The following is a 24,221-nucleotide window of genomic DNA, read 5'->3' on the forward strand; positions in this document are numbered from 1 at the left end:
GGCATATACCGAATACGTCAAGGCGTGCCTGCAGCAAGGGCTTTTCCGCCGAACCGTTCCCGTGCGGAAACCTTTTCCCGGGAGCGGTTTGCGCTCCTTCGGCGGGAGTTTCCGGATGGTGGCTTTGTGTTTGACGGTATAGGTGTTTTTGGTTATCATTGAGTTATCCGTAGTTAAGAAAAATGAAGGGCGTATTGCGCCCGCATGTCCCCCCGGACCCCGGTACGCGCAGGGTTCGCCGAGGTTGCGCATGGACAGGACCCTGGAATTTCTGAGGGCGATTCGGTACCACCTGGGAAGGTGGGTGTTTCCGGTGATCGAGCCCGCCTGCATCCTGATTGAAAATCTGCGTCCGCAGGTGCGCCGGCATTTTGAGCAGGCGATCAAAAACCTGGAACGGCACAACCTCGCCGGGGGCTTGATGAACCTGAACATGGTGCTGAGCCTGAAGCCCGATCATTTTCTGGCCCGCGTGTACCGTGGACGCATTTACCTGCGCGAAAAACAGTTCCGCCTCGCTTCGGAAGATTTCGTGCAGGCCAGCGAGATCAGTGCTTACCGCTTTTCCCATTACAATGTGCGCCGGGAATACCTGGATACTCTGCACGAGGGCGCCCGCACCCGCAAAGAAGAGTTGGAGTCGGCGAAACGGGAGACGTTGTCGCCGGAAGAGTTCGAGTCCCTGCTCGCGATGGAAGACGGCGACGAAGCGTTTTTGGACGATGACGCGGCGTTGTTTGAGGAAGACCTGGAATTGACGGCCAAGGAAAAGGAAAAATTTCAGGAGATGGGACCGATCAGCGGCCATGAAGCCGCCGGCACGGATTGGGATAAAGTCATCCGGCAGCTGACATCACGCCTCAACTGAACAGCGTGCCTTTAAGCAGCAACTCCTCCGCCTGGCAGGCCTGCAACGGTTTGCTGAACAGGTAGCCCTGACCCTCATCGCAATCGATGGTTTGCAGGAATTTTTTCTGCTCTGCGGTTTCCACCCCCTCGGCAATGGTTTTCATTCCCAGGCTGCGCGCCAGCGCAACCACCGCGCAGGTGATGGTCTCATTGGTGGGGTCGATCAGGTCGCGGACGAACGACTGGTCGATCTTCAGGTAATCGATCGGCATGTTCTTCAGGTAGCTCAACGAGGAATAACCGGTGCCGAAGTCGTCGATGCAGACCTTGATGCCGAGATTGTTGAGATTCTTCAGGATGTTGATGGCGAGGGTGCTGTCCTGAATCAGGATGGATTCCGTCACCTCGACCTGGAGTTTTTGCGGGTCGATGCCGGTGTCCTCAATCACGCCTTTGATTTCGGAGACCAGGTCCGGCGAGTTGAACTGAACCACTGAAAGGTTGACGGCGATGCTGATGTCCGGGTTGATCTGTTCGAGGCGTTTGATCTGCTGGCAGGCGCTTTCGATGATCCAGTGCCCGAGCTGGATGATGAGCCGCGTCTCTTCGGCGATGGGAATGCTCTTCTGCGGGTTGACGAACCCCAGCTCCGGATTCTCCCACCGCAACAGCGCTTCCATGCCGACAATTTTTCCGGACTGCAAACAGACTTTCGGCTGGTAATACAGTTGAAATTCCGTGCCGCCCATCGCCTTGCGCATGTTTTTCTCGATGACCATGCGCTCCACCGCAAGGGTGTTCATCGACGGCGCGAAAAACTGGAACGTATTGCGGCCCCGTTCCTTGGCCCGGTACATGGCGAGGTCCGAGTTTTTGAGCAGCGTCTCGATTTCTTCGCCATCGTTCGGGTAAATGGAAATGCCGATGCTGCACGTGATGTACAGCTCGTGGTTCTGGATGTGGTAAAGGGGTGAAAGCACTTCCAGCACCTGCTGGGAGCGATCGACAATTTCATCTTCTTTAGTCAGGTTGGGTACGATGATGACGAACTCATCGCCGCCCATGCGCGCCACGGTGTCTTCCTGCCGCACCACATTTTTGAGCCGGTCCGCCACCTGTTTGAGCAGGAGATCCCCCACATCGTGACCCAGCGTGTCGTTGATGGTTTTGAAATGGTCGAGGTCGAGAAACAGGATGCCGACTTTCTCGCTGGACACCGCCGCCGCCGTCAACGCCACTTCCAGGCGGTCTGCCAGCAGGTTGCGGTTCAGCAGCCCGGTCAACGGATCGTAGTAGGCCATTTGCCGGATCTGTTCTTCCAGTTGTTTGCGTTCGGTGATGTCCTGCGCCCACACCATCACCTGCGGATGGGTGCCGAGGTTTTTGATGATCTGGCAGCGGCATTCGACGGAATAGGTCGATCCATTTTTGCGGCGGTACAGGGCTTCGAAAATCGTCATCGGCCGGATGTTCTGGACGAGCGGTTCGAACAGGCGGTCGAGGTCTGCCTGCTCCAGATTGACGGCGAGGTCGATGAAATGCATTTTCAGCAGGTCTTCCGGCGTGTAGCCGATTTCCCGGCAGGCCGGCGCGTTGGCCTGGGTGAACTGGAAGGTCTCCAGATCGAACAGGAGCACGTCGAGATAGGTGTCGTTCATGAAGGCGATCGGATCGACGCCCGAGCCCTCGTCCAACGACGGCAGCGACGCCGCCAGGTCCGCCGAAATTTTGCGCGAGCGCGCCGACAGGTTGCGCATCATCGCCATCAAAGCCTGGGGCTGGCTGGCGAAATAGCGGGTGAACAACTCTTCGTCAATTTCGATCAGCGTCGAAGGCACCAGCGTGCGGGCGCTGGCGGTGCGCGGTTGAGCCTCGATGAGGGACATCTCGCCGAAGTAGGCACCGGGTTTCAGCGTGGCCAGATTTTTCTTTTCTATGAAAATCAGGACCTCGCCTTCCAGCAGGATGTACATGGATTTGCCGGTATCGCCCTTGTCGAACAAGACGGTGTTGGCATCCAGCACGATCTCGTTGCAATCGTCGGCGAGTTGGTCCAGCGTCTCTTCCGGGAAGTAGGTCATCAAATCGATGCGCTTCAGGAAAATCTTCTTCTCCTCTGCAGCTCTGAACGCAGGTACACTTGCGACCATAAGTCCCCATGTCTTTTGAATTGTTGTGAGTATAGAAAGTCTAACAGACTTTTGTATAAGACCAAGCACTAAATGCAGGCAATCCTTTGTTTTAAAGGGATTTCCAAAGAAACCCACCTTATTGGTGTTATATGAAAGAGGTTGATTTTTGCCTTGCAGCAAAGGACATAACAGATTGAAAACAGCATGTTTCATTGAAAAATAAATTAAGATGGTGGGGTCTGGATCCGGGCGGCCTGAATGGGTCGCAACTTTTTTTTGGGGAAAGCCAACTATGGAGCCGCTTCAACGGTCCCGCCTGTGGTGGACGCTGGGTTATGTGCAGATCGCTTTCATCGTGGTGGTGTCGGTCATCCCTGCGCCGCAGTTGCCGGATCTGGGCATCGACTGGCTCGACAAGGTGTTGCATTTTACCGCCTACCTGGGGCTGATGCTGTGGTTTGTGCAGATCAATCCCCCGGACCGCTACGGCTTCTGGATGCGTCTGTTCATCAAGCTGGGGCTGGCGCTGGAGATCGTGCAGGGCTTGATCGGTTACCGCATGCTGGATTTCTGGGACATGGGCGCGAATGTGGCGGGCGTGCTGGCAGGCTGGGCGCTGGGCCGCGCCGGGGTCAACCGCATCCTCGTCCACGTGGAACGGGTCTGGTTGCAATGAGGGATCAGGCGATGGGATCGGACGCGGTCTGATTGTTCAGGCAGAAGGTCAGCGCACCCTGCCAGTCGGGGAGCAGGATGCCGAACTGCGCGCGCAGTTTTTCCACCGCCAGCACGGAGTTGGCCGGGCGCGGTGCGGGCGTCGGGTACTCGGAGGTGGGGATCGGTTTCAGCCGCGGCCGTTCGTCTTCCGGCAGGCTTTCCAGAATGGCCTGGGCGAAGCCGTACCAGCTGGTCGATCCGGTGCAGGTCAGGTTGTAAATCCCCGAGGCCTTTTCGATGCCGCTCATGTCTTCCGGCTGGCGCTCGTTCAAGGTCTGGTCGAGGACGTTGGCGGTGGTCTGGGCGACGAGGCGGCTCCATGTGGGCGAACCGATCTGGTCGTTGACCACGCGCACTTCGTCCTGTTCGCGCGCCAGGCGTTGCAGAGTCAGAAGGAAGTTGTGGCCGCGCAGGCCGTACACCCAACTGGTGCGGAAAATCAAATGCGGGATGCCAGCCTTTTGGATGGCGGCGTCGCCTGTGGCCTTGGTGATGCCGTACACGTTCATCGGGTTGGGTTCGTCCGACTCCTTGTAAAATCCATGCTTGGCGCCGTCGAACACGTAATCGGTGGAGTAGTGCACCAGCGCCGCACCGAGTTCGGCGGCGCAGGCGGCCAGCACGCTGGGCGCGGTGCCGTTGACGGCCATGGCGCGGTCGCGTTCCTCCTCCGCGCGATCGACGGCGGTGTAGGCGGCGGCGTTGACGATGAGCTGCGGCCGCCAGTCCATCGCATACGTTCGCAACGCATCGGGCCGGGCGAGATCGAGTTCGGTGGAGTCGGGGGCACGGACGTCGCCGAACGCATCGAGGAACGGCAACAGTTCGTGTCCGATCTGCCCGGTCTTCCCGGTCAGTAAAATGCGGCGTGCCGGTTTGTTGGAGTGTGTGGCCATGCGGTTCGCTTTATTTCGGTGATTGGATGACGGGCCGCGTTTTCAGATCGACGAGCTTCAGCAGGTAGTCGCCGTAACCGTTGCTGCCGTAGCGGGCGGCGAGGCGTTCGAGTTGCGCCGCATCGATCCAGCCGTTGTGGAACGCGATCTCTTCCGGGCAGGCGATCTTCAACCCCTGCCGCCGCTCGATGGTTTCGACGAAGGTGTTGGCTTCCAGCAAGGCTTTGTGCGAGCCGGTATCCAGCCAGGCGAAGCCGCGTCCCATGATCTGCACCTGGAGCGCCTGCTGCTTCAGGTAATGCGTGTTGATGTCGGTGATCTCCAACTCGCCGCGCGCCGAGGGTTTCAGACTCTGGGCGATGTCCACCACCTGGTTGTCGTAAAAGTAGAGGCCGGTGACGGCGTAATGCGAGCGCGGCTGCTTGGGTTTTTCTTCCAGGCTCACCGCGCGGCCGTCGGCGTCGAATTCCACCACGCCGTAATCCTGCGGGTTGCGCACCCAGTAACCGAACACCGTGCCGCCCGAGGCCTGCCCGCGCGCCGTCTGCACCATGCGGCCCAAGCCTTCCCCGTAATAAAAATTGTCGCCGAGGATCAGGCTGCATCCGTCCTGGCCGATGAAGTCCTTGCCGATGACAAACGCCTGCGCCAGTCCCTTCGGTTCCGGCTGCACCGCGTACTCGATACGGAGGCCCCACTGGCTGCCGTCTTTGAGCAGATTCTGAAACTGCGGCTGATCGTGCGGTGTGGTGATGACGAGGATGTCGCGGATGCCCGCCTGCATCAATGTGGACAGCGGGTAATAGATCATCGGCTTGTCATACAAAGGCAGCAGTTGTTTGCTGACGGCGAGCGTCAAAGGGTACAGGCGCGATCCGGTGCCGCCCGCCAGAATGATGCCTTTAGTGATCATCGTTGTCACGCCTCACGGTTTGTGCAGTCCCAGCCGTTCGCCCCGGTAGGCGCCGCTGGTGACGCGCTCCACCCAGTCCCGGTTCTGCAGATACCACTGCACGGTTTTACGCAGTCCCGACTCAAAAGTCTCGTCCGGCTTCCAGCCGAGTTCGGTTTCCAGTTTGCTGGCGTCGATGGCGTAGCGCCGGTCGTGACCGGGCCGGTCCTCGACGAAGGTGATGAGTGTATCATGCGGCGCGTGCGGAGAACCGGGCACGCACTCGTCGAGCAGGCGGCAGAGCGTCCGCACCACCTCAATGTTGGTTTTCTCGCCGTGGCCGCCGACGTTATACACCTCGCCGGGGCGGCCTGCTTCCAGCACGCGCATCACGGCGCGGCAATGATCTTCCACGTGCAACCAGTCGCGCACCTGTTGTCCGTCGCCATAGACGGGGATGGCTTCGCCGCGCAACGCCTTTTGAAGGGTCAGCGGAATCAGTTTTTCCGGAAACTGGTACGGACCGTAATTGTTGGAACAGTTGGTGGTGAGCGTCGGCAGCCCGTAGGTGTGATGGTAGGCGCGCACCAGGTGATCGGCTCCGGCTTTCGACGCGGAGTAGGGCGAGTTCGGCGCGTAGGGCGTGCTTTCGGTGAAGGCTCCCGTGGGGCCGAGCGATCCGTACACCTCGTCGGTGGACACGTGCAGGAAACGAAAGGTTTTCTGGTCTGCCGCGCTCAGCGCGTTCCAGTGCGTGCGCGCCGCTTCCAAAAGTTCGAAGGTGCCGACGACGTTGGTCTGGATGAAGTCGCCGGGGCCATCGATGGAGCGGTCCACATGCGATTCGGCGGCGAAGTTCAGCACCGCCTCGGGCCGGTGTTCGGCGAGCAGCTGGCCGACGAGGTCGCGGTCGCAGATGTCGCCGTGCACGAACACATGGCGCGGATCGTCCAGGACGGACGCCAGCGTGTCCAGATTGCCGGCGTAGGTCAACGCGTCGAGGGTGACCACGCGCGCGCCGGACTGTTGCATCAACGCCAGCACGCAGTTGCCGCCGATGAATCCCGCGCCGCCGGTGACCAAGTAGGTTTTCATAAAAATTTCCCGTGAGTGCACTCGCTACGTTGCTTTTCGGAAACTTTTCTTTTTTACATTAGGTGCGTGGGCCTGAAACTCTGAAAGGCGATCATATTGTACCACGGAGTCAGGTAGTATAGAGTAGGCGATACGCTCCGTGACAGCAGGACGGGGTCGTTTTTTCGACTCTCTATATAAGGAAACCTTTTGAAGATCGCACTGGCGCAAATCAATCCGACGATCGGCGACCTCGAAGGCAACGTGCGCCGGATCCGCGAAGCGCACGAGCAGGCGGCGTCGGCGGGGGCCGAGTGGGTGGTGTTTTCGGAACTGGCCCTGTCGGGCTATCCGCCCAAGGACCTGCTGAACAAAGCCGATTTCCTGCTCCAGAACCGGCGCGCACTGGACGCGTTGGTCACGACGCTGAAGGGTCCGGTGGCGGTGCTGGGCCACGTCGGGCAGAACAACGGCCCCACGGGCAAACGCCTGACCAATGCCGCCAGCGTGTTTCAGAATGGCAGCGTGCTGTGCCGCGCCGACAAATTATTGCTGCCCGATTACGACGTGTTCGACGAGTCGCGGTACTTCGATGCCGGCGACTGCGTGCAGCTCGTGGACTGGCACGGACTCAAGGTGGGCATCACGGTATGCGAGGACATCTGGAATTATGCGGGCTTTTACGATCACGACCACTACCGCCGTCATCCGGTTGAGGAGTTGGCCAAAGCGGGCATGCAGGCGTTGATCAATGTCTCGGCGTCGCCGTACCGCACCGGACGCGCCCGCACGCGGCAGGAGCTGGGACGCCACATCGTGAAAGAAACCGGGGTGCCGCTGGTGCTGGTCAACCAGGTCGGTGGCAACGACGACCTGGTGTTCGATGGACACAGCTTCGCCCTCGATGTGCAAGGCACGGTCATCGCGCAGGCAAAAGGTTTCGAGGAAGACCTGGTGACGGTGGACCTCAAAACGGGGCAGGGCGTGGTGCACGCCGTTGCCGGCACGGAAGAAGAGGAACTGTTCCATGCACTGGTTCTGGGCGTGCGCGATTACCTCCACAAATGCGGGTACGCGAAAGCCGTCGTCGGCCTGTCCGGCGGCATCGATTCCGCCGTGGTGGCCGTGCTCGCCGTGCACGCGCTGGGTGCGGACAACGTGCAGGGCGTCAGCATGCCGTCCTATTACACCGCGCCGGAAAGCGTGACCGATGCCGAAAAGCTGGCGGCGAATCTCGGCATGATCTATTCTCTGGTGCCCATCCGCAAATTGTTCGACACCTACAAAAACACACTCGCGCCCTTATTGGGCGAAGGACCGGAAAGTGTGACCGAGGAAAACATCCAGGCGCGCATCCGCGGCAACATCCTGATGGCGGTGTCGAACAAAACGGGCAGCATGGTGCTGTCCACCGGCAACAAGAGCGAAATGGCGGTCGGGTACTGCACCTTGTACGGCGATATGGCGGGAGGCCTTGCGGTGATTTCCGATGTGCCCAAGATGAAGGTGTATCAACTCGCCCGATGGATCAACCGCGAACGCGAGATCATCCCGTCCTACATTCTGGAACGCCCGCCGACGGCGGAACTGAGGCCGAACCAGACCGATCAGGACAGTCTGCCTCCGTACGAAGTGCTCGATCCCATCCTCGAGGGTTATATCGAGAGGCACCTGTCGCCGCAGCAACTGGTGGAAAAAGGCTACGACGTCCAACTGGTGCGGGAGATCATCCAGAAGGTGGACAACAACGAGTACAAACGCAAACAGGGCGCGCCGGGCCTGCGCGTCACGTCGAAAGCCTTCGGCAGCGGGCGGCGCCTGCCCATTGCCCAGCGCTACCGCCCCGGTAACTAGTCCTCAACCCCTCATTTGAAAAAATCGCGGATGACCGACACCACGCGCTGCTGCTGGGTGGCGGTGACTTCATTGGCGGCGGGCAGGGCCAGCACTTCGTCTGCCGCCTGCTCGGAGATGGGGAAGTCGCCTTGCTTGTGGCCGAGGTTGCGGAAGCATTCCTGCAGGTGCAGCGGCACCGGGTAATAAATTTCCGTCATCACTTTTTTCTCGGCGAGTGCGGCGCGCAGGGCGTCGCGTTTGCCGTCTTTCACGCGGATGACATATTGATTGAACGTGTGTCCCGCCACCACTTCCGGCGGCAGGCCGATGACGTTTGCCAGTCCCGCTTCGGTGAACAGGTTCGTGTAGCGTTGGGCGTTGCCGCGGCGGAATCCCAGCCAGGTGTCGAGGAACGGCAGTTTGGCGCGCAACACCGCCGCCTGCAGGGCGTCGATGCGGAAGTTGCCGCCGATGAGTTTGTGGTAATACTTGGGTGCGGAACCGTGCACGCGCAGGACCTTGCATTTTTCATACAACGCCGGGTCGCGCACCGTGACCATGCCGCCGTCGCCGAAGCCACCCAGATTTTTGGTCGGGAAAAACGAAAGACAGCCGAAGTCGCCCATCGATCCCGCCTGCCTTCCCTTGCACGTGGCGCCGCTCGCCTGCGCCGCGTCCTCGAACACCAACAGCTTGTGTTGTTCGGCGATGGCGTTGATGGCGTCCATGCCGGCGCACTGGCCGTACAGGTGCACCGGCATGATGGCGCGCGTTTTGGGGGTGATGGCGGCTGCGATGCGTTGGGGATCGAGGTTGAACGAATCCGGTTCGATATCGACGAACACCGGCTTCGCGCCGGTGCGGGCGATGGAGCCTGCGGTGGCAAAAAAGGTGAACGGCGTGGTGATGACTTCGTCGCCTTCGCCGATGTCCGCGGTCATCAGCGCCAGCAGCAGGGCGTCGGTGCCGGAAGACACGCCGATGGCGTGTTGCACGCCGCAATAGCTCGCCATCTCCTGTTCGAGTTGTTCCACCTGCGGACCGAGGATGTAATGCCCCGAACGCACCACGGACAACATCGCCGCTTCCGCGCCTTCCATGATCTGCGGGTAGGTGGCGAGGATGTTGAGCAGCGGCACCGGCTGATCCGGTTGCGTTTCGCGGGCGATGATCTCGTCGAGTTGATCCGGCGTGATGACGGGCACGTCCGACTTCGGGAATGCCGCCGGTTGCGTGGTGACGATGCCTTTCAGTTTGTAACGCGCCGCCATTTCCAGGGCCAACGCATGGGAAAACGCGGGTGCCTCGGCCTTCAATCCGGATTTCAGTTCTTCGCCGGTCACCGGCAGCAGCGTGACGGCGGACAAAAACCGGCCCAGCGCCTGCCGCGTTTCATCGGCCTTGCCGGTGGCGGACAGGCGTTCGAGGATGAGCGGTACCGAGGGGGCCATCACCCAGGCTTCGATGTCGCGGCGGTTGCACCGCTCCAGCACCTGGGTGTCCTGGTTCTGCACCGCGTGAATGACGTAGTCGTCGAACAGAAGAAATTGCATGGTGAATTGGGATCGCAAAGGGTTTGTGGATGCGCCAGAGACGTGGCACAATGGTTCAATAAGGCGAAGATTGTACCATGCAGCGGTGGCAAATCGGGAAGGAAACACCCGAAGGTCTTTTTATGATTGATGAAATCAACTACTTTCCCAAGCGGGATCGTTTCCAGAAAAAGAAAAAGCTGGGGGACGACTGGAACGAGCTCAAAAAAACGCGCGAACGCCAGGAATCCCGGAAAAAGCAGGAAAAAAAACAACCTTCCTCTCCGCCGGACTCCCCGCAGGACAAATAACCGTTAAATATTCAATATTTTTTATCAAACCCGCCGAGAATTCTTTACCCTGACTTGGTTGTCGCAGAAAAAGGGATAGTATATACTCCTCTGAAATCAGTACCGAATATTCACATATCAGCTATTGGAGCTTCCCATGTGGGTCAATAGGAAAGGTCGGCTGTCTGCCGCGCTGCGTTGTCTATTATTCGTTGGAGTTGCCGTGTGCCTCCTCGGTGTTCCGTCCCCTTCTCAGGCTTCCACCGATGACGTGGAAGCGTTGATCCGCAAGGCGGATGATTCGTTCAATAAAAATGAATTCCCGATCGCCGAAAAGCTGTACACCCGGGCTTTGGAGCTGGATCCGGACAACCCGCGGGTCATGCATTCCCTCGCCCAGGTAAAGACCCACTTCAAAAAATACGACGAAGCGCTGAAGCTGGTGAACGATGTGCTGGCCATGCCCGTCGCCGGCGGCCGCAATGTGATCGTGTTCCGCAAGGGATCCTCGGAAGGTGAGAAAGCGGAACTGGTCGATGAGATCGTCCTGCCCCCGCAGCGCACCAACAGCAACATGCGCAATTACGTGGATATCGAAGGCAACGAGCCGATTCCTCATTACCGGCTCTACTTCAAGGAAAAGGACCGCATGGAACTGGTGCCGCAGAGCGTGGTGAAGCTCAAATACGATGGAGTGCTGCGTGCGGAGTACCATGAGGTGGAGCAGCTCAAAGCCAAAGTGCAGAAAGCCATGATCGCGCAACAAGGCGTGTCCGGAAATGAAGAGATGGTGGCCATTCAGGGCGGCTGTTTCCAGATGGGCAGCGAGCAGGGCACGCCCGCCGAGCAGCCGGTGCATGAAGTCTGCGTCGATTCGTTCAAGATGGACACGCATGAGGTCACCCAGGCGCGCTTTCAGGCGGTGATGGAGAGCAATCCTTCGGCGTACAACGGCCCCGAATTGCCGGTGGACAGTGTCACCTGGAACGAGGCCAGCCAGTACTGCCAGAAGGTGGGCAAGCGGTTGCCGACGGAAGCGGAATGGGAATACGCCGCGCGCGGCGGCACGAAGTCGCATTTTTACTGGGGCAACACGGTAAAGGGCAACGAGGCCAACTTTTGCGACCAGGCCTGCCAGCTGAACATCCGTGTCGTTTCCATCGATGACGGATTCTCCACCACCTCGCCGGTGGGCAAGTTCAAGCCGAATCCCTACGGCCTGCACGACATGGCGGGCAACGTGGCGGAATGGGTGGCCGACTGGATGGATGAAAACTATTACCGGTTGAGCCCGAAAGACAATCCGCAGGGGCCGAGCCCGCAGGACAACAAAGGGGTGCGGGGCGGCGCGTGGAACACCACCGCCGGGTTCCTGCGCAGCTCCAATCGCGCTGGCTTTCTGCCGGACTTTCGCAATCCGGGTGTGGGCTTTCGCTGCGTCGCGTCTTCAAAATGATGCGGGGGCAGGGGACCGTGCGGGATCAGTCCCGCCACCACAGGCTGTAGAATCCGCTGGGGATGTGGTAGCCCTGCTCTTCATTGTGCAGCGACATCTCGCCGGTATCGAAGCGTCCGCTCCCCGGTTCCACCAGGTAGTTCAGCATCATGTTCTTCAGGGTCAGTGCCGAAAACCCCGGAGAGTGGGTGGTGAACAGGATGAAACGCGGTTCGCGGCTGAGCACGTTGCGGCAGCGTTGCAGCAGTTGCGGCAGGTCCTTTTCGATTTTCCACACCTCGCCTTTGGCGCCGCGTCCGAAGGTCGGCGGGTCCAGGATGATGCCTTCATAAAACCGTTCGCGGTTGTGTTCGCGTTTTAAAAACTTCAACACGTCATCCACGTACCAGCGCACCGGGCGTTCGCCCAACCCGGACAACTCCAGATTGTGGCGTGCCCAATTGACCGAGGCTTTGGACGAATCCACGTGCGCCACCTGGGCGCCGCCCGCCGCCGCCGCCAGGGTGCTGGCGCCGGTGTAACCGAACACGTTCAACACGTTTTTCGGGCTTCCCTCCGGCAGCGACTTCAAAAAATCACGGATCCACAACCAGTGCGCCGCCTGTTCCGGGAACAGTCCCATGTGACCGAAGCCGGTCGGCTTGATCTCGAAAACCAGGTCTTCGCAGGTCAGGTTCCAGGCCTGTTTCGGCAGGCGGGCCGAGTTGTTCCAATCGCCGCCGTATTCTTTTCCTTTGGAATACGTGTATTCGGACACCGCCTGGTCCCACTCTTTCTGGGCGAGACGGATCGGCCAGATGGCCTGCGGCGCGGGCCGGATGAACCGGTACGGGCCGAACTGTTCAAGCTTGCGGCCTTCGCCGGAGTCGAGGAGACGGTAGTCGAAGTTCTGAATGGGATAGCGTTCCGCGTAGGCGGGCAGTGAGGCTGGGGACAATCGGGTCATGATGGCATCAATACTACAACGAATTGCGTGGGAGTGGTACGGCTCTGTTGTGATTTATTTCGTCTGCAACCGGGCCTTCGCCGGGAATTCCGGTTGATATCGGGGCCAGGATTCGAGAGCAATGGCCACCACCTTCAGGAGCTGTTTTTGGCTGATGCCGCTTTTGGCTTGGACTGCCAGCCCGGAGTTGAGGGTCATGAGATAGCAGGCCAACCCGTGCGGGTCGGCATCGGGAGGGAGATCGCCTTCCTGCCGGGCCCGTTCAAACCGGTCCACCAGCCAGCCTTCCGCCCGGCCCCGCAACGTCACCATCATGCGGCGGATTTTTTCCGAATCCGGGCTGGTGGCCAGAGCGCCTTGAACCATGAGGCACCCGTTGGGAGAACCGGGACGCGTTACCAGCTTCACCACGCCTTCCAAAATACCCTGCGCGACTTCCTGCGCGGTCTCCTTTTGGAGCGAGTCCCGGTAAATGTGTCCATTGAGATCGACGTAGCGTTCAATGGTTTGGACGAACAATTCTTCCTTGTTGCCGAAAGCGGCATACAGGCTGGGCGGATTCACGCCGATGGCATCGGCCAGCAGGGCGATGGAGGTGCCTTCGTAGCCGTGTTGCCAGAACAGCTTCAGAGCGGTATCCAAAGCCTGTTCCGTGTCGAAAGTTCTGGGACGTCCTCGGTTCATGGAAGTATTCGCGCTCGTTATAAAAAAGGTTGACTCCATCACCATGCTATCATACTATTTTAGTGATTACTAAATAAATAGTCCGAGGTGGCCCGACCCAATCCGCACCGTTTCTCAGGTATCCATCGCCCGGTTTTCTTGAACGGGCTTTCCTTTAGCCGGGGTGCCGTGCAACCGATAAGAACGGCACGGCCTGCAATGCGAATCTTTCCTGAATCCAAATACCCATGAGAGCACTCTTTAATTAAATGGGGGCGTGGCCCCGCCAATCCAGCCGAGGCCGGGTGGATATTTTGGGATGTGCGTTTTGATGGGTGATTATGAATACGACCTCTTTTTAGACGGATTTCATATTGAGCGACTTTAGCCAAAAGCCGGGACGGGGCGCGTCTTTTCTCCTGTTGGCAGGGATGCTTGCGGGGGCGTTGTTCGTCGCCGCCTGCCCGCAACCCAAATCGGAGGAGGTGCGTCCGCAACGCCGCGAACTGCAACTGCCGGTGCAGATCGGCAAGGTGATCGTGAGGGACGTCGTCGATGAAATCCGTTCGGTGGGCAACATCGCCGCCGAGCAGCGCGTGGTCATCACCGCCGAGGTGGAAGGACGCATCCGCCGCCTGCCGGTGGAAGAAGGGCAGAGCCTGCCGGCCGGCAGCCTCATCGCTTCCATCGATGCCCGCCAGTATGAAATGCAGGTGCAGCGGCTGGAAGCGGAACAGGCCAAAGCGCAGAAGGAATACGAAAAGACGTTGTCCGGAGCGCGGCCCGAGGATAAAGAAAAACTGAAAGCCCAGCTCAAGGCCGATGAAAGCGCGCTCGAGTTGGCGGTCAAGGAAGAAGCGCGGTTCCGCAAACTGGTGGCCGAGGGCGTGGTGCCGCAGTCGTCGCTCGACGAGGCCATCGACCGCGTCCAGCGCGCTCACGAATCGCTGCGCTCCAGCCGCGCTGCGTTGCAGGCGGGCACGCGATCACGGGATGAAGACATCCTGCAGGCCAAATCCAATCTGGAAAGCATGACCCAGCAGTTGCGCCTCGCCAAGCTCGACCTGTCGAAGACACGCATCCGGGCGCCGTTCGACGGCGTCGTCATTGCCAAGCGCGTCGAGGTCGGCGCCTATGCCGCCGCCGGAATTCCCATCATCGAGATGATCGGTTCGTCCAAGCTGAAAGCGGTGCTGGAATTGCCGCAGAGCTACCGCGGCAAGCTGCAGAATATTTCGGAAGCGGAATTCGAAGTCGTCGAGCTGGGTCTCAAGTTCAAACTCAACCACAACCTGCGCCACACCGTGCGCGTGATTCCCGACGCCAACATTTTTTCGGGCAACGTGCAGGTGCAGATCGATCTGCCCGATCCCAACCCCGCATTGTTTCCGGGGTTGACGTTGGAAGCCATGATCCGTTTTGACACGCGCAAAAATGTCAAACACGTGCCGTCCATTTCTCTGGTCATCGGCGAGCAGGGGACGGTGGTGTACATCGTGGAAGAAGGGAAAGCCAAGCTGGTTCCGGTGCGCGCCTTCAAGGAGCACGAGGGGCTGGTGGAGATCGATGACTTCACGCACCAGTTGATGCCTCAGGCGGATCTGATCATGCGCGGCTCGGGAGCCGTGTTCCCCGGCGCGAAGGTGTTCATCACCAATCCGGAGCCCAAAGCCGAGCCGCCGTTCAATGCGGCGGAATCGGACAAGAAGCCGAATCCATCCCAAGACTCGGAAACCTGATGAAGCTGGTCGACCATTCCATACGCAACTACCACACGGTGACCGTCGCCGTGGTCCTGGTGGCGGTGATCGGAACCATCTGTTACAACATCCTGCCGCGCCAGCTGACCCCCACCGTGGACAAGCCGCTGATCGAGGTGACGACCGAGTACCGCGGCCTGTCTCCCAACGAAGTCGAGCGCAACATCACCCGCCGCATCGAGGACGAGCTTGAGGACGTTGCAAACCTCAAGAAGATGACCTCCACCAGCAAGCACGGCGAGAGCAGCATCATGCTCGAGTTCGACTGGGGCGTGGACAAGAACACGGCCACCATCGACGTCAACAACAAACTGCAACAGGTGAAAGACCTGCCGGTGCTCGCCGAGAAACCGGTATTGGAATCCGTATCGACGGACAATTCCAATCCCATCATGTGGATCATCGTCGAGAAACCGAATCCCGCCATGCCGGACATCGGCCAGAACTACATGTACAAGGTGGGCGAAGACATCATCGTGCCGTTCCTGCAACGGGTGGAGGGGGTGTCGGAGGTGTGGCACTTCGGCGGCGAGGAGCGGGAGATGCGGGTGGAATTCGACCCGTATTCCGTGGCCCGCCTGCACCTGACCTACGACGACATCATCAAGCGCCTCTCCGATGAAAACCAGAACACCCGCGCCGGGTTTCACGATGAAACGCACCGCGAATACACCGTGCGCACGCTGGGCGAATTCAAAAACCCGGACGACATCATGAAAACCGTCATCAAGCGCGACGGCGATAAAACGATCAAGGTGAGCGACTTCGCCACGGTGATCGATGGCTACAAGCGCACCACCTCATTGGTGCGCATCAATGGCCGCCTGTCCAACGCCTTCGGTATCATCCGTCAGCCGGGCGCAAACGTGGTCAACACCTGCAACCTGTCCGCCGAAGCGGTGCAGGAGTTGAACAAGGAATTGCTGAACCGCGGCATCCCCATGCAGTTGAAGATCGTGTACCAGGACGTGACCTACATCAATGAAGCGATGCACCTGGTCAAATCCAACCTGGCGCTGGGCGCGACGCTGGCGGTCATCGTGCTGCTGTTGTTTCTGGGCTCGCTGCGTTCGGTGCTGATCGTGGCCATCAGCATTCCAGTCAGCCTCGTCGCCGTGTTCATCATCCTCAAGCTGCTCGACCGCAGCATCAACATCATTTCGCTGGCGGGCATGGCGTTCGCCGTGGGCATGGTGGTGGACAACTCCATCGTCGTGCTGGAAAATATCTACCGTCACCTCACCATGAAAAAAGGCGTGCTGAAAGCGGCGTACGACGGCACGGTGGAAGTGTGGGGCGCGGTGTTGTCATCGACGCTCACCACCCTTGCGGTGTTCCTGCCGATCGTGTTCATCGAGGAAGAGGCGGGACAGTTGTTCCGCGACATCGCCATCACCATCAGCGCCAGCATCGCGTTGTCGCTGCTGGTGTCGATCACCGTCATCCCGACGTTGACGACGCTTCTCATCCGTCTCAAACCCGGTGAGGAATACAAGCCGGGATTTTTTCACCGCAAGGTGTTGTGGCCGGTGGTGCAGTTCGGCCGGGGCGTGCACTGGTCGTACGGACGCATCATGCATCGCCTGCTGGCGTACGGTCCGGGAAAGATGGTGTTGAAAATCGGCGTTGTCATCGGCGTTGTGGGGTTGCTGGTGTGGAGCGTCACCATCCTGCCGCAACGCGACTACATGCCGTACGGCAACAACAACATGGTGTTCATGTTCATCGAACCGGTGGCGGGCACGCGCGTGGATGAGAACATGAAGTACATCGCCGATTACGAAAAAGAAATCGTGCAGATGGAGGACGTGCAAAGCAATTTCCTCGTGTTCTCCCGCGGATTCAACGGCGGCGGCGCCATCGTTAAAGAGGACCTGGCGCGCGGCCAGCGCGGTGAGGTGAAGATGGCGGTGAAATCCGACGAGATGGGGCAGAGGCTTTTCAAAATCCCCGGTTACCGGTTCGCCTTCGCCGTCCAGCGGCCCATCTTCCAGTCGGCGTCGAAGCAGTTCGACCTGGAAATCACCGGACCCGACATGTTCAAGCTGAAGGACGTGGCCCTGCAGATGATCGGCAAAATTTCCGGCATGACCGGCGTGCATTCCGTCCGGCCTGAATTCAAGTTTGGCAACCCCGAGCTGCGCTTCATCCCGCGGCGCGCCAACGACGCGCGGCTGGATATGGGCGTGCCGGAAATCGGCGACATCATCGAGTCGTTGAATGCCGGGACCTACCTGGGCGAGTTCAACGACCAGGGCGAGCCGATCGACTTCGTTTTGGTGCAACGCAACCAGGGCACGCTGGGATTGAACGATTACAAGGCCCTGCCGGTGTGGACCGACAATGGACTGATGACCAACCTCGGGCACCTGGCGGATATCGAGATTGCCGCCGGACCCGCGCGCATCGACCACATCGAAAAAGAACGCGCCATCAAACTGCTGGTGCAGGTGAAAAAATCCTCACCCATGCAGCAGGTCATCGACAGCATCGAAAACGAGGTGCTGAAACCGACCCGGCAGACCTTGTCTCAGGATTACGGACTGCGCGTCGGGGGTTCGGCGGACGACCTGGCGGCGACGGAGGCGTCCCTGCTGAACAGTTTCTATTACGCGGTGGGTTTCATCTACTTGTTGCTGGTGGCGTTGTTCAAATCGTTCATCCGGCCGTTCATCGTTCTGCTCACCGTGGTGCTGGCGGTATCGGGGTCGTTCTTCGGCATCGTGCTCAACAACGAATACCAGAAGACCAACATCCGCGAATATTTAAAAGAGTTCAACGTGGAAAACCCGGCGGCCATGCTGGAAGACTGGAACTGGATCACGTTTGACATCCTGACGCAGCTGGGCGTCATCATCCTGGCCGGCATCGTGGTGAACAACGCCATCCTCATCGTGCACCAGATGTTGAACAACGTGCGCGCCGGCATGGACGAACGCGAAGCTTTGGCGACCTCGTGCCAGACGCGCCTCAGGCCCATCATGATGACGGTCATCTCCTCCGTGTCGGGCATGATGCCGCTCGCATTCGGCGAAGGCGCCGGGACGGAGTTGTATCGCGGCATGGGCACGGCGCTCATCGGCGGGCTGGTGTTCTCGACGTTCTTCACGCTGTTTCTGGTGCCTGTTTTGATTTCGCTGATGGCCGACCTCGGCATCCACACGCGGAAAGAAGACCTGGTTAAAGATTCTCTTGAAGACTCCACTCCCCCCACCGCCCAGCAACCGGCGCAGTGATTTCGGCGAGGCTCCGATCCCTCGTCAATCTTCCAGGATGGCCAGCACCAGGTCGTTGCGGCCTTCGAGTTTGGGAAGTTGTTCCTTGTCCGCTATCCGGCGGGCCATGTAGGGCACTTCCTGCACGAGGTATTCGTTCATCTCGCCTGTGGTGATTTTGCGGTCTTGATTGAGATCGGCCTGCCCCTTCAATCCCAGCAGAAAAAAATACGTGAACAGGCTGTGGCCTTCCTTGTCCAGCCAGGTGCTGACCTGGTCGTTCTGCGCGCTGGTGAGCACCGCGGTGTTGGACAGCGGCATCGGGCGCGATTGCGGAACGGGGACGATGGCGCTGGCCTGATCGAACAAAACGCCGCTGGGAGTCCTGCCGGAGAAACAGGTGTCGAGCACGATCACCGTTTCCTGCGAAGGGATCTTTTTCAGGTTCTCGTAGAACAGCGAAACCGAAAACCCGGACTGCGAAATGTAGTCGAGGTCGGCGTCCACCGGCACGAAGTACAACTCCTCGCCCGTCACGCCGGGAATGCCATGCCCCGTATAATAAATGAACACGCGGCTCACACCCGGCTTCACCCAGCGGAACAGCTTGCCGCGGTGGTCGCGCGCCGTGCCGAACAGCGTGGCGAAATCGCCCTTGGTGGCGTCTTCATAGGTGATGATGTTGTCCGGGTAAAACCCCATGGTGCGAATGAGGTAGGTCTTGACCATCTCCAGGTCGCGGTGCGCGTGCTCGACCTTTGGGATTCCCTTTTTCAGATACGTGCGGTTGCCGATGAGGAGGGCGATGTCGTCCCGCCCGGCGGATTTGCCGATGGGGATCTGCTCGCGGGGATCGTTCAAGAATCGCCCCGCCGTGGAAAGGATGCCGGGCGTAAGGCGCGTTTTATTTTTTTGATGGGACGCGACCTGCATGCCCTCCGGTTGGACGCGCGTGTTTTGCGCCAGGCTGGGATGCGTCGAGACGGAGTTTGCCAGTTTGATGGCGGCGGCGATGATGGATCGCTCCAGGCTGATCTTGGTGCGGTACTGGGCTTCGCGGTAGTCGTCGATACTCGACGGGGTGGAAAGCCCCAGCGTGCGGAGCGCGGCGGCGACGTCCATCGCCGGATTCAGGGTGCGTTCGTTGAGCGTTGAGCGCCCGTGGCTTTGGACGTGAAAGATGGTTTCTTTGGTTAAGGGATCTTTGCCCGTCAGCTTGAGTTCGAAATACTGGGTTTCACCCACAAACTCAGGATAGAGCAGGACGCCGTAACCCGAAGCCGTGAATTCCTTGTCCGCATCCTGCACGGCCACGTCCACGAACACCTCTTGCAGCGTTTCCCGGAGCAGGTGGGTGAGGCCGTCGCCGATTTCCAGTTCGTTGAACACCTTACCCTCCATTTCCGGGGGAATGAGAAGCAGGGCGGTTAGGTCGTACCGGGTTTCGGGAAGCGATTCCTCGACCGGGTATTTGTTGTGGGTGAGTTCGGAATCGATGGTGCCGCTACAGCCGATGAGGAAACCGAATAGAAGGAAGAGCAGAATGGACCTTAAAATTCGGCGTGGCAAGAGGCCGCGGGCGGTTGAGCAGGCAGGCTGGATGATGCCGTTTCGGGAACGCATGGCCGGTGGTTATCCAATTGAGGGCTTATTAAAAAGTATAAGGCCTGCACCGGGGTTGTCAATTCAACCGCATCAGGAAGGCCAGTCTTCGGGAGCGGGGCTTTCGAGGGTGAGGGGTTCGCCGGTGGTGGGGTGGGTGACGATCAGTTTGTTAGCGTGGAGGGCGATGCGGCCTTCCGGCAGTGTGGATTGGGCGCGGTACTTGACGTCGCCCACCAGCGGATGCCCAATGAATCCGAGCTGCGCGCGGATCTGGTGGAACCTTCCGGTATGCAGTTCCACTTCCACTAAAGAGGTCTCGCCTTTGTTTTCCAGCACGGTGTAGGTGAGTTCGGCTTGTTTGGCCTCCGGCGCGGGGCGCGGGAACACCGTGGTCTTCAGCGATTTCTCTTTCCTCAAATAATGCACGAGGCGGCCGGTTTCTTTTTCCGGCACGCCTTCGACCAACGCCAGATAAAATTTTTGTGCCGTGTGGTTGCGGAACTGTTCCGAGAGCCGCGACGCCGCCTTCGACGTGCGCGCGAACAGGACGACGCCGGACACCGGACGGTCCAGCCGGTGCACCAGTCCCAGGTACACTTTGCCGGGTTTGCCGTATTCGTTTTTGATCCAGTCGCGGGTCTGGTCGAGCAGGTTGGGCGCGCCGCGTACGTCCGACTGCGTCAGCAGGCCCGCCGGTTTGTCCACGGCGACGAGGTGGTTGTCTAGAAAAAGGATGCTGAGACCGGGTGCGGCGGAATCCTTCACACCGGCAGGTTCCGTTTGGCTTCGGCGGCCTTGCCCGGTATGTAGGGCGGGGTGACGATGCCGCAGGAGATGATGAACTTGAGGCCTTCTTCAACGGTCATGCTGAGCACCGTCACGTCTTCCTTCGGCACGAACACCAGAAAGCCGGAGGTGGGGTTGGGCGTGGTGGGCACGAACACGTTGATGAGGTCTTCGTCGGTGAGCGCCTGCACCTCGCCGCGGGTTTCGTTGGTGACGAAGCCCAGCGAGTAGATGCCGCGGCGTGGGAACTCGACCATCACCACCTTGCTGAAGGCTTTGGTGTCGGTTTGCGCGATGGTGGTCACCACCTGTTTGGCGCCGGTGTAGATGCTGCGCACGACGGGAATTTTCTCGACGATGGTTTCCCACACCTGCACGAGTTTCGCGCCGAAGATATTCTTGGTGAAGACGCCGATCAGGAAAATGAACAAGAGCGTCATGATGACGCCGAGGCCGGGCAGGCGGAAGTCCGGCGGGATGGGCGCGCCGGCGAAGATGAGCAGTTTGGTGAACATCGGCGACAGCCAGTTGTCCAGCGTCTTGAACAGGAAGTTCAGGATGAAGACGGTGAACGCGATGGGCACGGTGACGAGGAGCCCGGTGATGAAGATGTTGCGCAGTCGCCGTTTGAAATCGGTAAGCACGGAATCCTTGAAAATGGCAAATGGCCGTGAGGCCGGGTTGCGCCCCGGTGGAGTGTGGAATCCGGGGAGCGATATGGTCTTCATTATATAGAGGCGGCCCGCGGCTTGGCAAGCGGGAACGGTGGGCGGGCAACTTCCCGAAAAAATTGGGCTTGCAGGAACGAAAAGTTCTGGTAAGATCGGGGAAAACGAACGCACAAAGTGGATTTTGGGGCTGTGGCGCAGCTGGGAGCGCGCTTGAATGGCATTCAAGAGGTCAGGGGTTCGATCCCCCTCAGCTCCACTTTTGTTTATAAGGGGTTACGGCAATTGCTGTAGCCCCTTTTTCGTGGACTGTAGCCAAATTGTAGCCAGCTTACCCGGAAGCGCTTGCATTGTTGCCGTTTAGGGCTTCAATGGCTTTGCGTTTCATCTCCGGGTTGAGGTGAGCGTAGCGTTGCGTGGTGGTGATGTTGGTGTGTCCCGCCAATTCCGCCACTACCTGCAACGGCTGACCGGCCTGCACCAGGCGGGAACAAAAATCATGGCGCAGGTCGTGGAAACGGAAGTTTTCCACCTTGGCCCGCTTGCACAAACGCCGGAACGCCAGCCCCACCCACCCGCGATGCAATCCCCTGCCGTCGATCCAGAAGACCCGGTCGATTTTCAAATTGCGCACCTTATTGAGCGTTTTCAATTCCTGATAAACCGCGTCTGATAGCGGAATCCAGACGGGGTTTCCGTTTTTGGTATGCTCAATCTCAATGGCACGCTTGAACAAGTCCACTTGATCCCAGGTCAGGTTGCAGATGTTGGACAGGCGCAGGCCGGTTTCGCGGGCGATGATCACCACGGATTTGAGCCAGTCGCCTCGCTTGTCCAGTTCCGCGAACAACCGCTTTTCCTCTTCCGGCTTCAGGTAGCGCACGCGCTTTTTGGAGCCGGGCGGAATCGTGACCTTCTCGAAGGGATTCTTGTCCAGCAAATCCCATTTCTTGCAGGCGAGGTTGAACGCATGGCGGAGCAGGTTCAATTCGTGGTGAATGGTGACGTCCGACACGCCGTCATCCCGCCGCTTGGCTATGTAATCTTCCAGCCTGCCCGGCGTCACTTCCGGAAGCAGGTCCTCTCCCAGAAATCCGTTGAGCTTTTTGGCCAGATAGCCGTCGGTTTTGAGGGATTCGGGCCGTTTGTTGGCCTTGGCGTAACGGTGCCGGTACATCTCCAGAAGACCGGCCACGGTCAGATACTCACCCTCTCGCTTTTCAAAGAACTTCCCTTCCTGGATTTCCGCCCTGATCTTGGCTTCAATTGCCTTGGCCAGTTTCTTATCCTTGCCGAGGCTCTTGCAGATGGGCTTTTTATGTCCAGGAATGGTGATTTTGCACCAATAGACATTTCCTCGTTTGTACATAGGCAACTCCTAGTCACGAGGCGTCTTTTGGCCACTATCACAAAGGATTATGACCAAAATCGAGAGGCCTTTCCAATGATTTTTTTCGCTTCCCGCTCCGCGTCCACGGTTTTGACGCGGCTTTGCTTAACAAATTCTTTGATTTCCTTTATATGAAACCGCAACGCCCCGTTGAACTTGTAGGCGGGGATTTTCCCGGACTCCACCCAGCTATAGATGGTCTTCTCCTTAACCGACAGGTAGCGGGCCAGGTCTTTTACTGTGATGAAGTCGCGTTCGGTCATTTATGCTTTACCTGATTTGTCGTTTTCATTCGAGGACCAGAACGTATCGTTCCACTGCCTCTTTTCTATGAACATGTCCATTGCTTTTGTGCCGACCTTATAGGCCAGAGTGAAAAAGGCCACGAGAACAATGGCGCGTCCCAAACCATGATCCAAAAACACGGTCCGGAGGAAGTGACCGGTGATGGGATTATCCAGTAGAAGCAACGCCAGAATGCAAAGGAACACCGACACGCCCGCAGATACAATAAAAACCATCCCTGTCATGACGTTCCTGAAGAGTTTTCCGGCCTGAGTTTTGATAAGTGCCGAATCAGGTTCTTTCTTGTGATTTTCAGTCAAGGACCCGGAAGACCTCTCACCGGCCATCTTGACTGAGAAGTTTCTCGTCAACAGACCCGCCAGGACCAAAGACAGGATAAAGGCAAAGCCTTCAAACATGGTTTTTGCAGGGCTGGACGTTTGAGTCAGGTCGATGGAAAATAAAACATCGGCCAACACAGTGATCGAGCCAAAACATAACAAGCACAGGAAGAAGCAAAAGATAAAAACAGTGGCTTTGACCAGGGTTCTAAAAAGGCTTGTGAACAGGTTTTGGATCGTTTGCATCATATGTCTCTCCTTTCCGTTATCGTTTGAACGGTCATTGACCCTCCGCCCACTTAAGGTTTAAGAGGGCCGGGAGCAATCGCTCCAGGTTGGTCCGCGCAAACGCCCAGGGATTGCCCCCTTCCGGCACGGCGAATGCGGGGAAAAGATGAAAGTCCATCCACCGGCAGGTTCCCGTGAAGAAGGACACATGGCCCGTGTTGGGATCGTATTTTCCAAAATTCAATTCCCTGACATTTTCATAATGCCAAAGCATCCATTGCGACAGCCCCGCCACCACACGGTAATACGCGGTGCGTTCGGCTTCGAAGCAGAAGTCGTTAGAGAAGTCTGCATCAGGTGGTGACTCAGCCAGGATGCACAGCTCCGGAAAATACAAAACCTCGCCACAGAACGGGCAATTCCCCCAATTCAGGGCGGCGCTGATCCGGGAGGCATTCCCGTTTCCGGAAAGCTCCAGAGTGTCGCCGTCGGTGATGGTTATTCCCTTGGCATCCAGGCCGCAGGCGGCACAGATGGCCTTCAGCCGCCGGTCCGTTTTTTCCAAACGGACATTGAATGGAAACGGTATTTTGCTCATAGGGTCTCCTTCTTTACCGGAAGCCATGCTTCCACGTTTGCAGATCGCGAATTGCTAAATCG

21 protein-coding genes and 1 tRNA gene are annotated in these 24,221 nt (G+C 58.6%); 8 read left to right on the forward strand and 14 right to left on the reverse strand.

From position 1 onward, the window contains the following. The first annotated feature begins 250 nt into the window (after positions 1–250). Positions 251–868, forward strand: a complete 618-nt coding sequence (locus QML71_RS03015; RefSeq protein ID WP_282010422.1) for a tetratricopeptide repeat protein — start codon at positions 251–253, stop codon at positions 866–868. Here the strand turns inward: QML71_RS03015 and QML71_RS03020 are convergent. Then, positions 861–2,999 carry an EAL domain-containing protein gene (locus tag QML71_RS03020; RefSeq protein ID WP_282010423.1) on the reverse strand — a complete coding sequence of 713 codons (2,139 nt, stop codon included), beginning with the start codon at positions 2,997–2,999 and terminating at the stop codon, positions 861–863. The genes QML71_RS03015 and QML71_RS03020 overlap by 8 nt on opposite strands. 274 nt (positions 3,000–3,273) lie before the next feature. On the opposite strand from QML71_RS03020, the gene QML71_RS03025 reads away from it, so the two are divergent. Next, on the forward strand, positions 3,274–3,657 hold the full coding sequence (locus QML71_RS03025; RefSeq protein WP_282010424.1) for a VanZ family protein: 384 nt from the start codon (positions 3,274–3,276) through the stop codon (positions 3,655–3,657). 4 nt (positions 3,658–3,661) lie between these two features. On the opposite strand, the gene rfbD is transcribed toward QML71_RS03025, so the two are convergent. Genes rfbD through rfbB form a run of 3 tightly spaced genes read right to left on the reverse strand, consistent with a single transcriptional unit; the run spans position 3,662 to position 6,581 of the window. Next, a complete protein-coding gene (rfbD, locus tag QML71_RS03030; protein WP_282010425.1) occupies positions 3,662–4,594 on the reverse strand; it encodes a dTDP-4-dehydrorhamnose reductase in 933 nt (310 codons plus the stop codon). A 10-nt stretch (positions 4,595–4,604) separates the two neighbouring features. Continuing rightward, positions 4,605–5,507, reverse strand: coding sequence for a glucose-1-phosphate thymidylyltransferase RfbA (gene rfbA / locus QML71_RS03035; RefSeq protein WP_282010426.1), 903 nt, complete (start codon positions 5,505–5,507; stop codon positions 4,605–4,607). Between the two features lie 12 nt (positions 5,508–5,519). Then, complete coding sequence (gene rfbB, locus QML71_RS03040; protein WP_282010427.1) at positions 5,520–6,581, reverse strand: dTDP-glucose 4,6-dehydratase; 1,062 nt, start codon at positions 6,579–6,581, stop codon at positions 5,520–5,522. Positions 6,582–6,770: 189 nt separating this feature from the next. Here rfbB and QML71_RS03045 point away from each other — a divergent pair, with 189 nt between their 5' ends. Then, entirely contained in the window at positions 6,771–8,414 is a 1,644-nt protein-coding gene (locus QML71_RS03045) for an NAD+ synthase (protein ID WP_282010428.1), read from the forward strand. An 11-nt stretch (positions 8,415–8,425) separates the two neighbouring features. Here the strand turns inward: QML71_RS03045 and QML71_RS03050 are convergent, their stop codons facing one another. Then, positions 8,426–9,949, reverse strand: coding sequence for a DegT/DnrJ/EryC1/StrS family aminotransferase (locus tag QML71_RS03050; RefSeq protein ID WP_282010429.1), 1,524 nt, complete (start codon positions 9,947–9,949; stop codon positions 8,426–8,428). Between the two features lie 122 nt (positions 9,950–10,071). Between QML71_RS03050 and QML71_RS03055 the strand changes: the two genes are divergently transcribed. Next, positions 10,072–10,239, forward strand: a complete 168-nt coding sequence (locus QML71_RS03055; RefSeq protein ID WP_282010430.1) for a hypothetical protein — start codon at positions 10,072–10,074, stop codon at positions 10,237–10,239. Between the two features lie 202 nt (positions 10,240–10,441). Next, a complete protein-coding gene (locus QML71_RS03060; protein ID WP_282010431.1) occupies positions 10,442–11,674 on the forward strand; it encodes a formylglycine-generating enzyme family protein in 1,233 nt (410 codons plus the stop codon). Positions 11,675–11,699: 25 nt separating this feature from the next. Here QML71_RS03060 and QML71_RS03065 read toward each other — a convergent pair whose 3' ends face one another. Both QML71_RS03065 and QML71_RS03070 read right to left on the reverse strand, forming a co-directional pair. Further along, on the reverse strand, positions 11,700–12,620 hold the full coding sequence (locus QML71_RS03065) for a class I SAM-dependent methyltransferase (RefSeq protein WP_282010432.1): 921 nt from the start codon (positions 12,618–12,620) through the stop codon (positions 11,700–11,702). Positions 12,621–12,674: 54 nt separating this feature from the next. Next, the gene (locus QML71_RS03070) at positions 12,675–13,304 is read right to left on the reverse strand and encodes a TetR/AcrR family transcriptional regulator (RefSeq protein WP_282010433.1); all 630 of its coding nucleotides are present in this window, start codon (positions 13,302–13,304) and stop codon (positions 12,675–12,677) included. A gap of 353 nt (positions 13,305–13,657) precedes the next feature. Between QML71_RS03070 and QML71_RS03075 the strand changes: the two genes are divergently transcribed. Together QML71_RS03075 and QML71_RS03080 are read left to right on the forward strand one after the other, a co-directional pair. Then, complete coding sequence (locus QML71_RS03075) at positions 13,658–15,022, forward strand: efflux RND transporter periplasmic adaptor subunit (protein ID WP_282010434.1); 1,365 nt, start codon at positions 13,658–13,660, stop codon at positions 15,020–15,022. Then, a complete protein-coding gene (locus tag QML71_RS03080) occupies positions 15,022–18,279 on the forward strand; it encodes an efflux RND transporter permease subunit (protein ID WP_282010435.1) in 3,258 nt (1,085 codons plus the stop codon). Before QML71_RS03075 ends, QML71_RS03080 begins: the two co-directional genes overlap by 1 nt. Before the next feature lie 24 nt (positions 18,280–18,303). Here the strand turns inward: QML71_RS03080 and QML71_RS03085 are convergent, their stop codons facing one another. The 3 genes from QML71_RS03085 to QML71_RS03095 all read right to left on the reverse strand — a co-directional run bounded on the left by QML71_RS03085 (position 18,304) and on the right by QML71_RS03095 (position 21,293). Beyond that, the gene (locus QML71_RS03085; RefSeq protein WP_282010436.1) at positions 18,304–19,881 is read right to left on the reverse strand and encodes a caspase family protein; all 1,578 of its coding nucleotides are present in this window, start codon (positions 19,879–19,881) and stop codon (positions 18,304–18,306) included. Positions 19,882–19,953: 72 nt separating this feature from the next. Beyond that, positions 19,954–20,628 carry an RluA family pseudouridine synthase gene (locus QML71_RS03090; protein ID WP_282010437.1) on the reverse strand — a complete coding sequence of 225 codons (675 nt, stop codon included), beginning with the start codon at positions 20,626–20,628 and terminating at the stop codon, positions 19,954–19,956. Continuing rightward, entirely contained in the window at positions 20,625–21,293 is a 669-nt protein-coding gene (locus QML71_RS03095; protein WP_282010438.1) for a DUF502 domain-containing protein, read from the reverse strand. The genes QML71_RS03090 and QML71_RS03095 overlap by 4 nt, the downstream gene beginning before the upstream one ends. 210 nt (positions 21,294–21,503) lie before the next feature. Between QML71_RS03095 and QML71_RS03100 the strand changes: the two genes are divergently transcribed. Beyond that, positions 21,504–21,576, forward strand: a tRNA-Ala gene (locus tag QML71_RS03100). Between the two features lie 72 nt (positions 21,577–21,648). Here the strand turns inward: QML71_RS03100 and QML71_RS03105 are convergent. Genes QML71_RS03105 through QML71_RS03120 form a run of 4 tightly spaced genes read right to left on the reverse strand, consistent with a single transcriptional unit; the run spans position 21,649 to position 24,126 of the window. Then, entirely contained in the window at positions 21,649–22,686 is a 1,038-nt protein-coding gene (locus QML71_RS03105) for a tyrosine-type recombinase/integrase (RefSeq protein WP_282010439.1), read from the reverse strand. Between the two features lie 47 nt (positions 22,687–22,733). After that, on the reverse strand, positions 22,734–22,970 hold the full coding sequence (locus tag QML71_RS03110; RefSeq protein WP_282010440.1) for a helix-turn-helix domain-containing protein: 237 nt from the start codon (positions 22,968–22,970) through the stop codon (positions 22,734–22,736). Beyond that, entirely contained in the window at positions 22,971–23,582 is a 612-nt protein-coding gene (locus QML71_RS03115; protein ID WP_282010441.1) for a hypothetical protein, read from the reverse strand. A 31-nt stretch (positions 23,583–23,613) separates the two neighbouring features. Further along, positions 23,614–24,126: a hypothetical protein gene (locus tag QML71_RS03120; protein WP_282010442.1), complete on the reverse strand. Its 513-nt coding sequence runs from the start codon at positions 24,124–24,126 to the stop codon at positions 23,614–23,616. Positions 24,127–24,221 lie beyond the last annotated feature (95 nt).

The sequence above is a fragment of the Nitrospina watsonii genome (assembly GCF_946900835.1).
In the GTDB taxonomy this organism is placed as follows: domain Bacteria; phylum Nitrospinota; class Nitrospinia; order Nitrospinales; family Nitrospinaceae; genus Nitrospina; species Nitrospina watsonii.

What these genes read in the sequence shown, in the direction of transcription:
- rfbA (WP_282010426.1), bottom strand. Translation starts at nt 5,507, where the DNA reads ATGATCACTAAAGGCATCATTCTGGCGGGCGGCACCGGATCGCGCCTG.
- QML71_RS03070 (WP_282010433.1), bottom strand. Translation starts at nt 13,304, where the DNA reads ATGAACCGAGGACGTCCCAGAACTTTCGACACGGAACAGGCTTTGGAT.
- rfbD (WP_282010425.1), bottom strand. Translation starts at nt 4,594, where the DNA reads ATGGCCACACACTCCAACAAACCGGCACGCCGCATTTTACTGACCGGG.
- QML71_RS03050 (WP_282010429.1), bottom strand. Translation starts at nt 9,949, where the DNA reads ATGCAATTTCTTCTGTTCGACGACTACGTCATTCACGCGGTGCAGAAC.
- QML71_RS03080 (WP_282010435.1), top strand. Translation starts at nt 15,022, where the DNA reads ATGAAGCTGGTCGACCATTCCATACGCAACTACCACACGGTGACCGTC.
- QML71_RS03065 (WP_282010432.1), bottom strand. Translation starts at nt 12,620, where the DNA reads ATGACCCGATTGTCCCCAGCCTCACTGCCCGCCTACGCGGAACGCTAT.
- rfbB (WP_282010427.1), bottom strand. Translation starts at nt 6,581, where the DNA reads ATGAAAACCTACTTGGTCACCGGCGGCGCGGGATTCATCGGCGGCAAC.
- QML71_RS03025 (WP_282010424.1), top strand. Translation starts at nt 3,274, where the DNA reads ATGGAGCCGCTTCAACGGTCCCGCCTGTGGTGGACGCTGGGTTATGTG.
- QML71_RS03115 (WP_282010441.1), bottom strand. Translation starts at nt 23,582, where the DNA reads ATGATGCAAACGATCCAAAACCTGTTCACAAGCCTTTTTAGAACCCTG.
- QML71_RS03105 (WP_282010439.1), bottom strand. Translation starts at nt 22,686, where the DNA reads ATGTACAAACGAGGAAATGTCTATTGGTGCAAAATCACCATTCCTGGA.
- QML71_RS03110 (WP_282010440.1), bottom strand. Translation starts at nt 22,970, where the DNA reads ATGACCGAACGCGACTTCATCACAGTAAAAGACCTGGCCCGCTACCTG.
- QML71_RS03055 (WP_282010430.1), top strand. Translation starts at nt 10,072, where the DNA reads ATGATTGATGAAATCAACTACTTTCCCAAGCGGGATCGTTTCCAGAAA.
- QML71_RS03020 (WP_282010423.1), bottom strand. Translation starts at nt 2,999, where the DNA reads ATGGTCGCAAGTGTACCTGCGTTCAGAGCTGCAGAGGAGAAGAAGATT.
- QML71_RS03015 (WP_282010422.1), top strand. Translation starts at nt 251, where the DNA reads ATGGACAGGACCCTGGAATTTCTGAGGGCGATTCGGTACCACCTGGGA.
- QML71_RS03085 (WP_282010436.1), bottom strand. Translation starts at nt 19,881, where the DNA reads ATGCGTTCCCGAAACGGCATCATCCAGCCTGCCTGCTCAACCGCCCGC.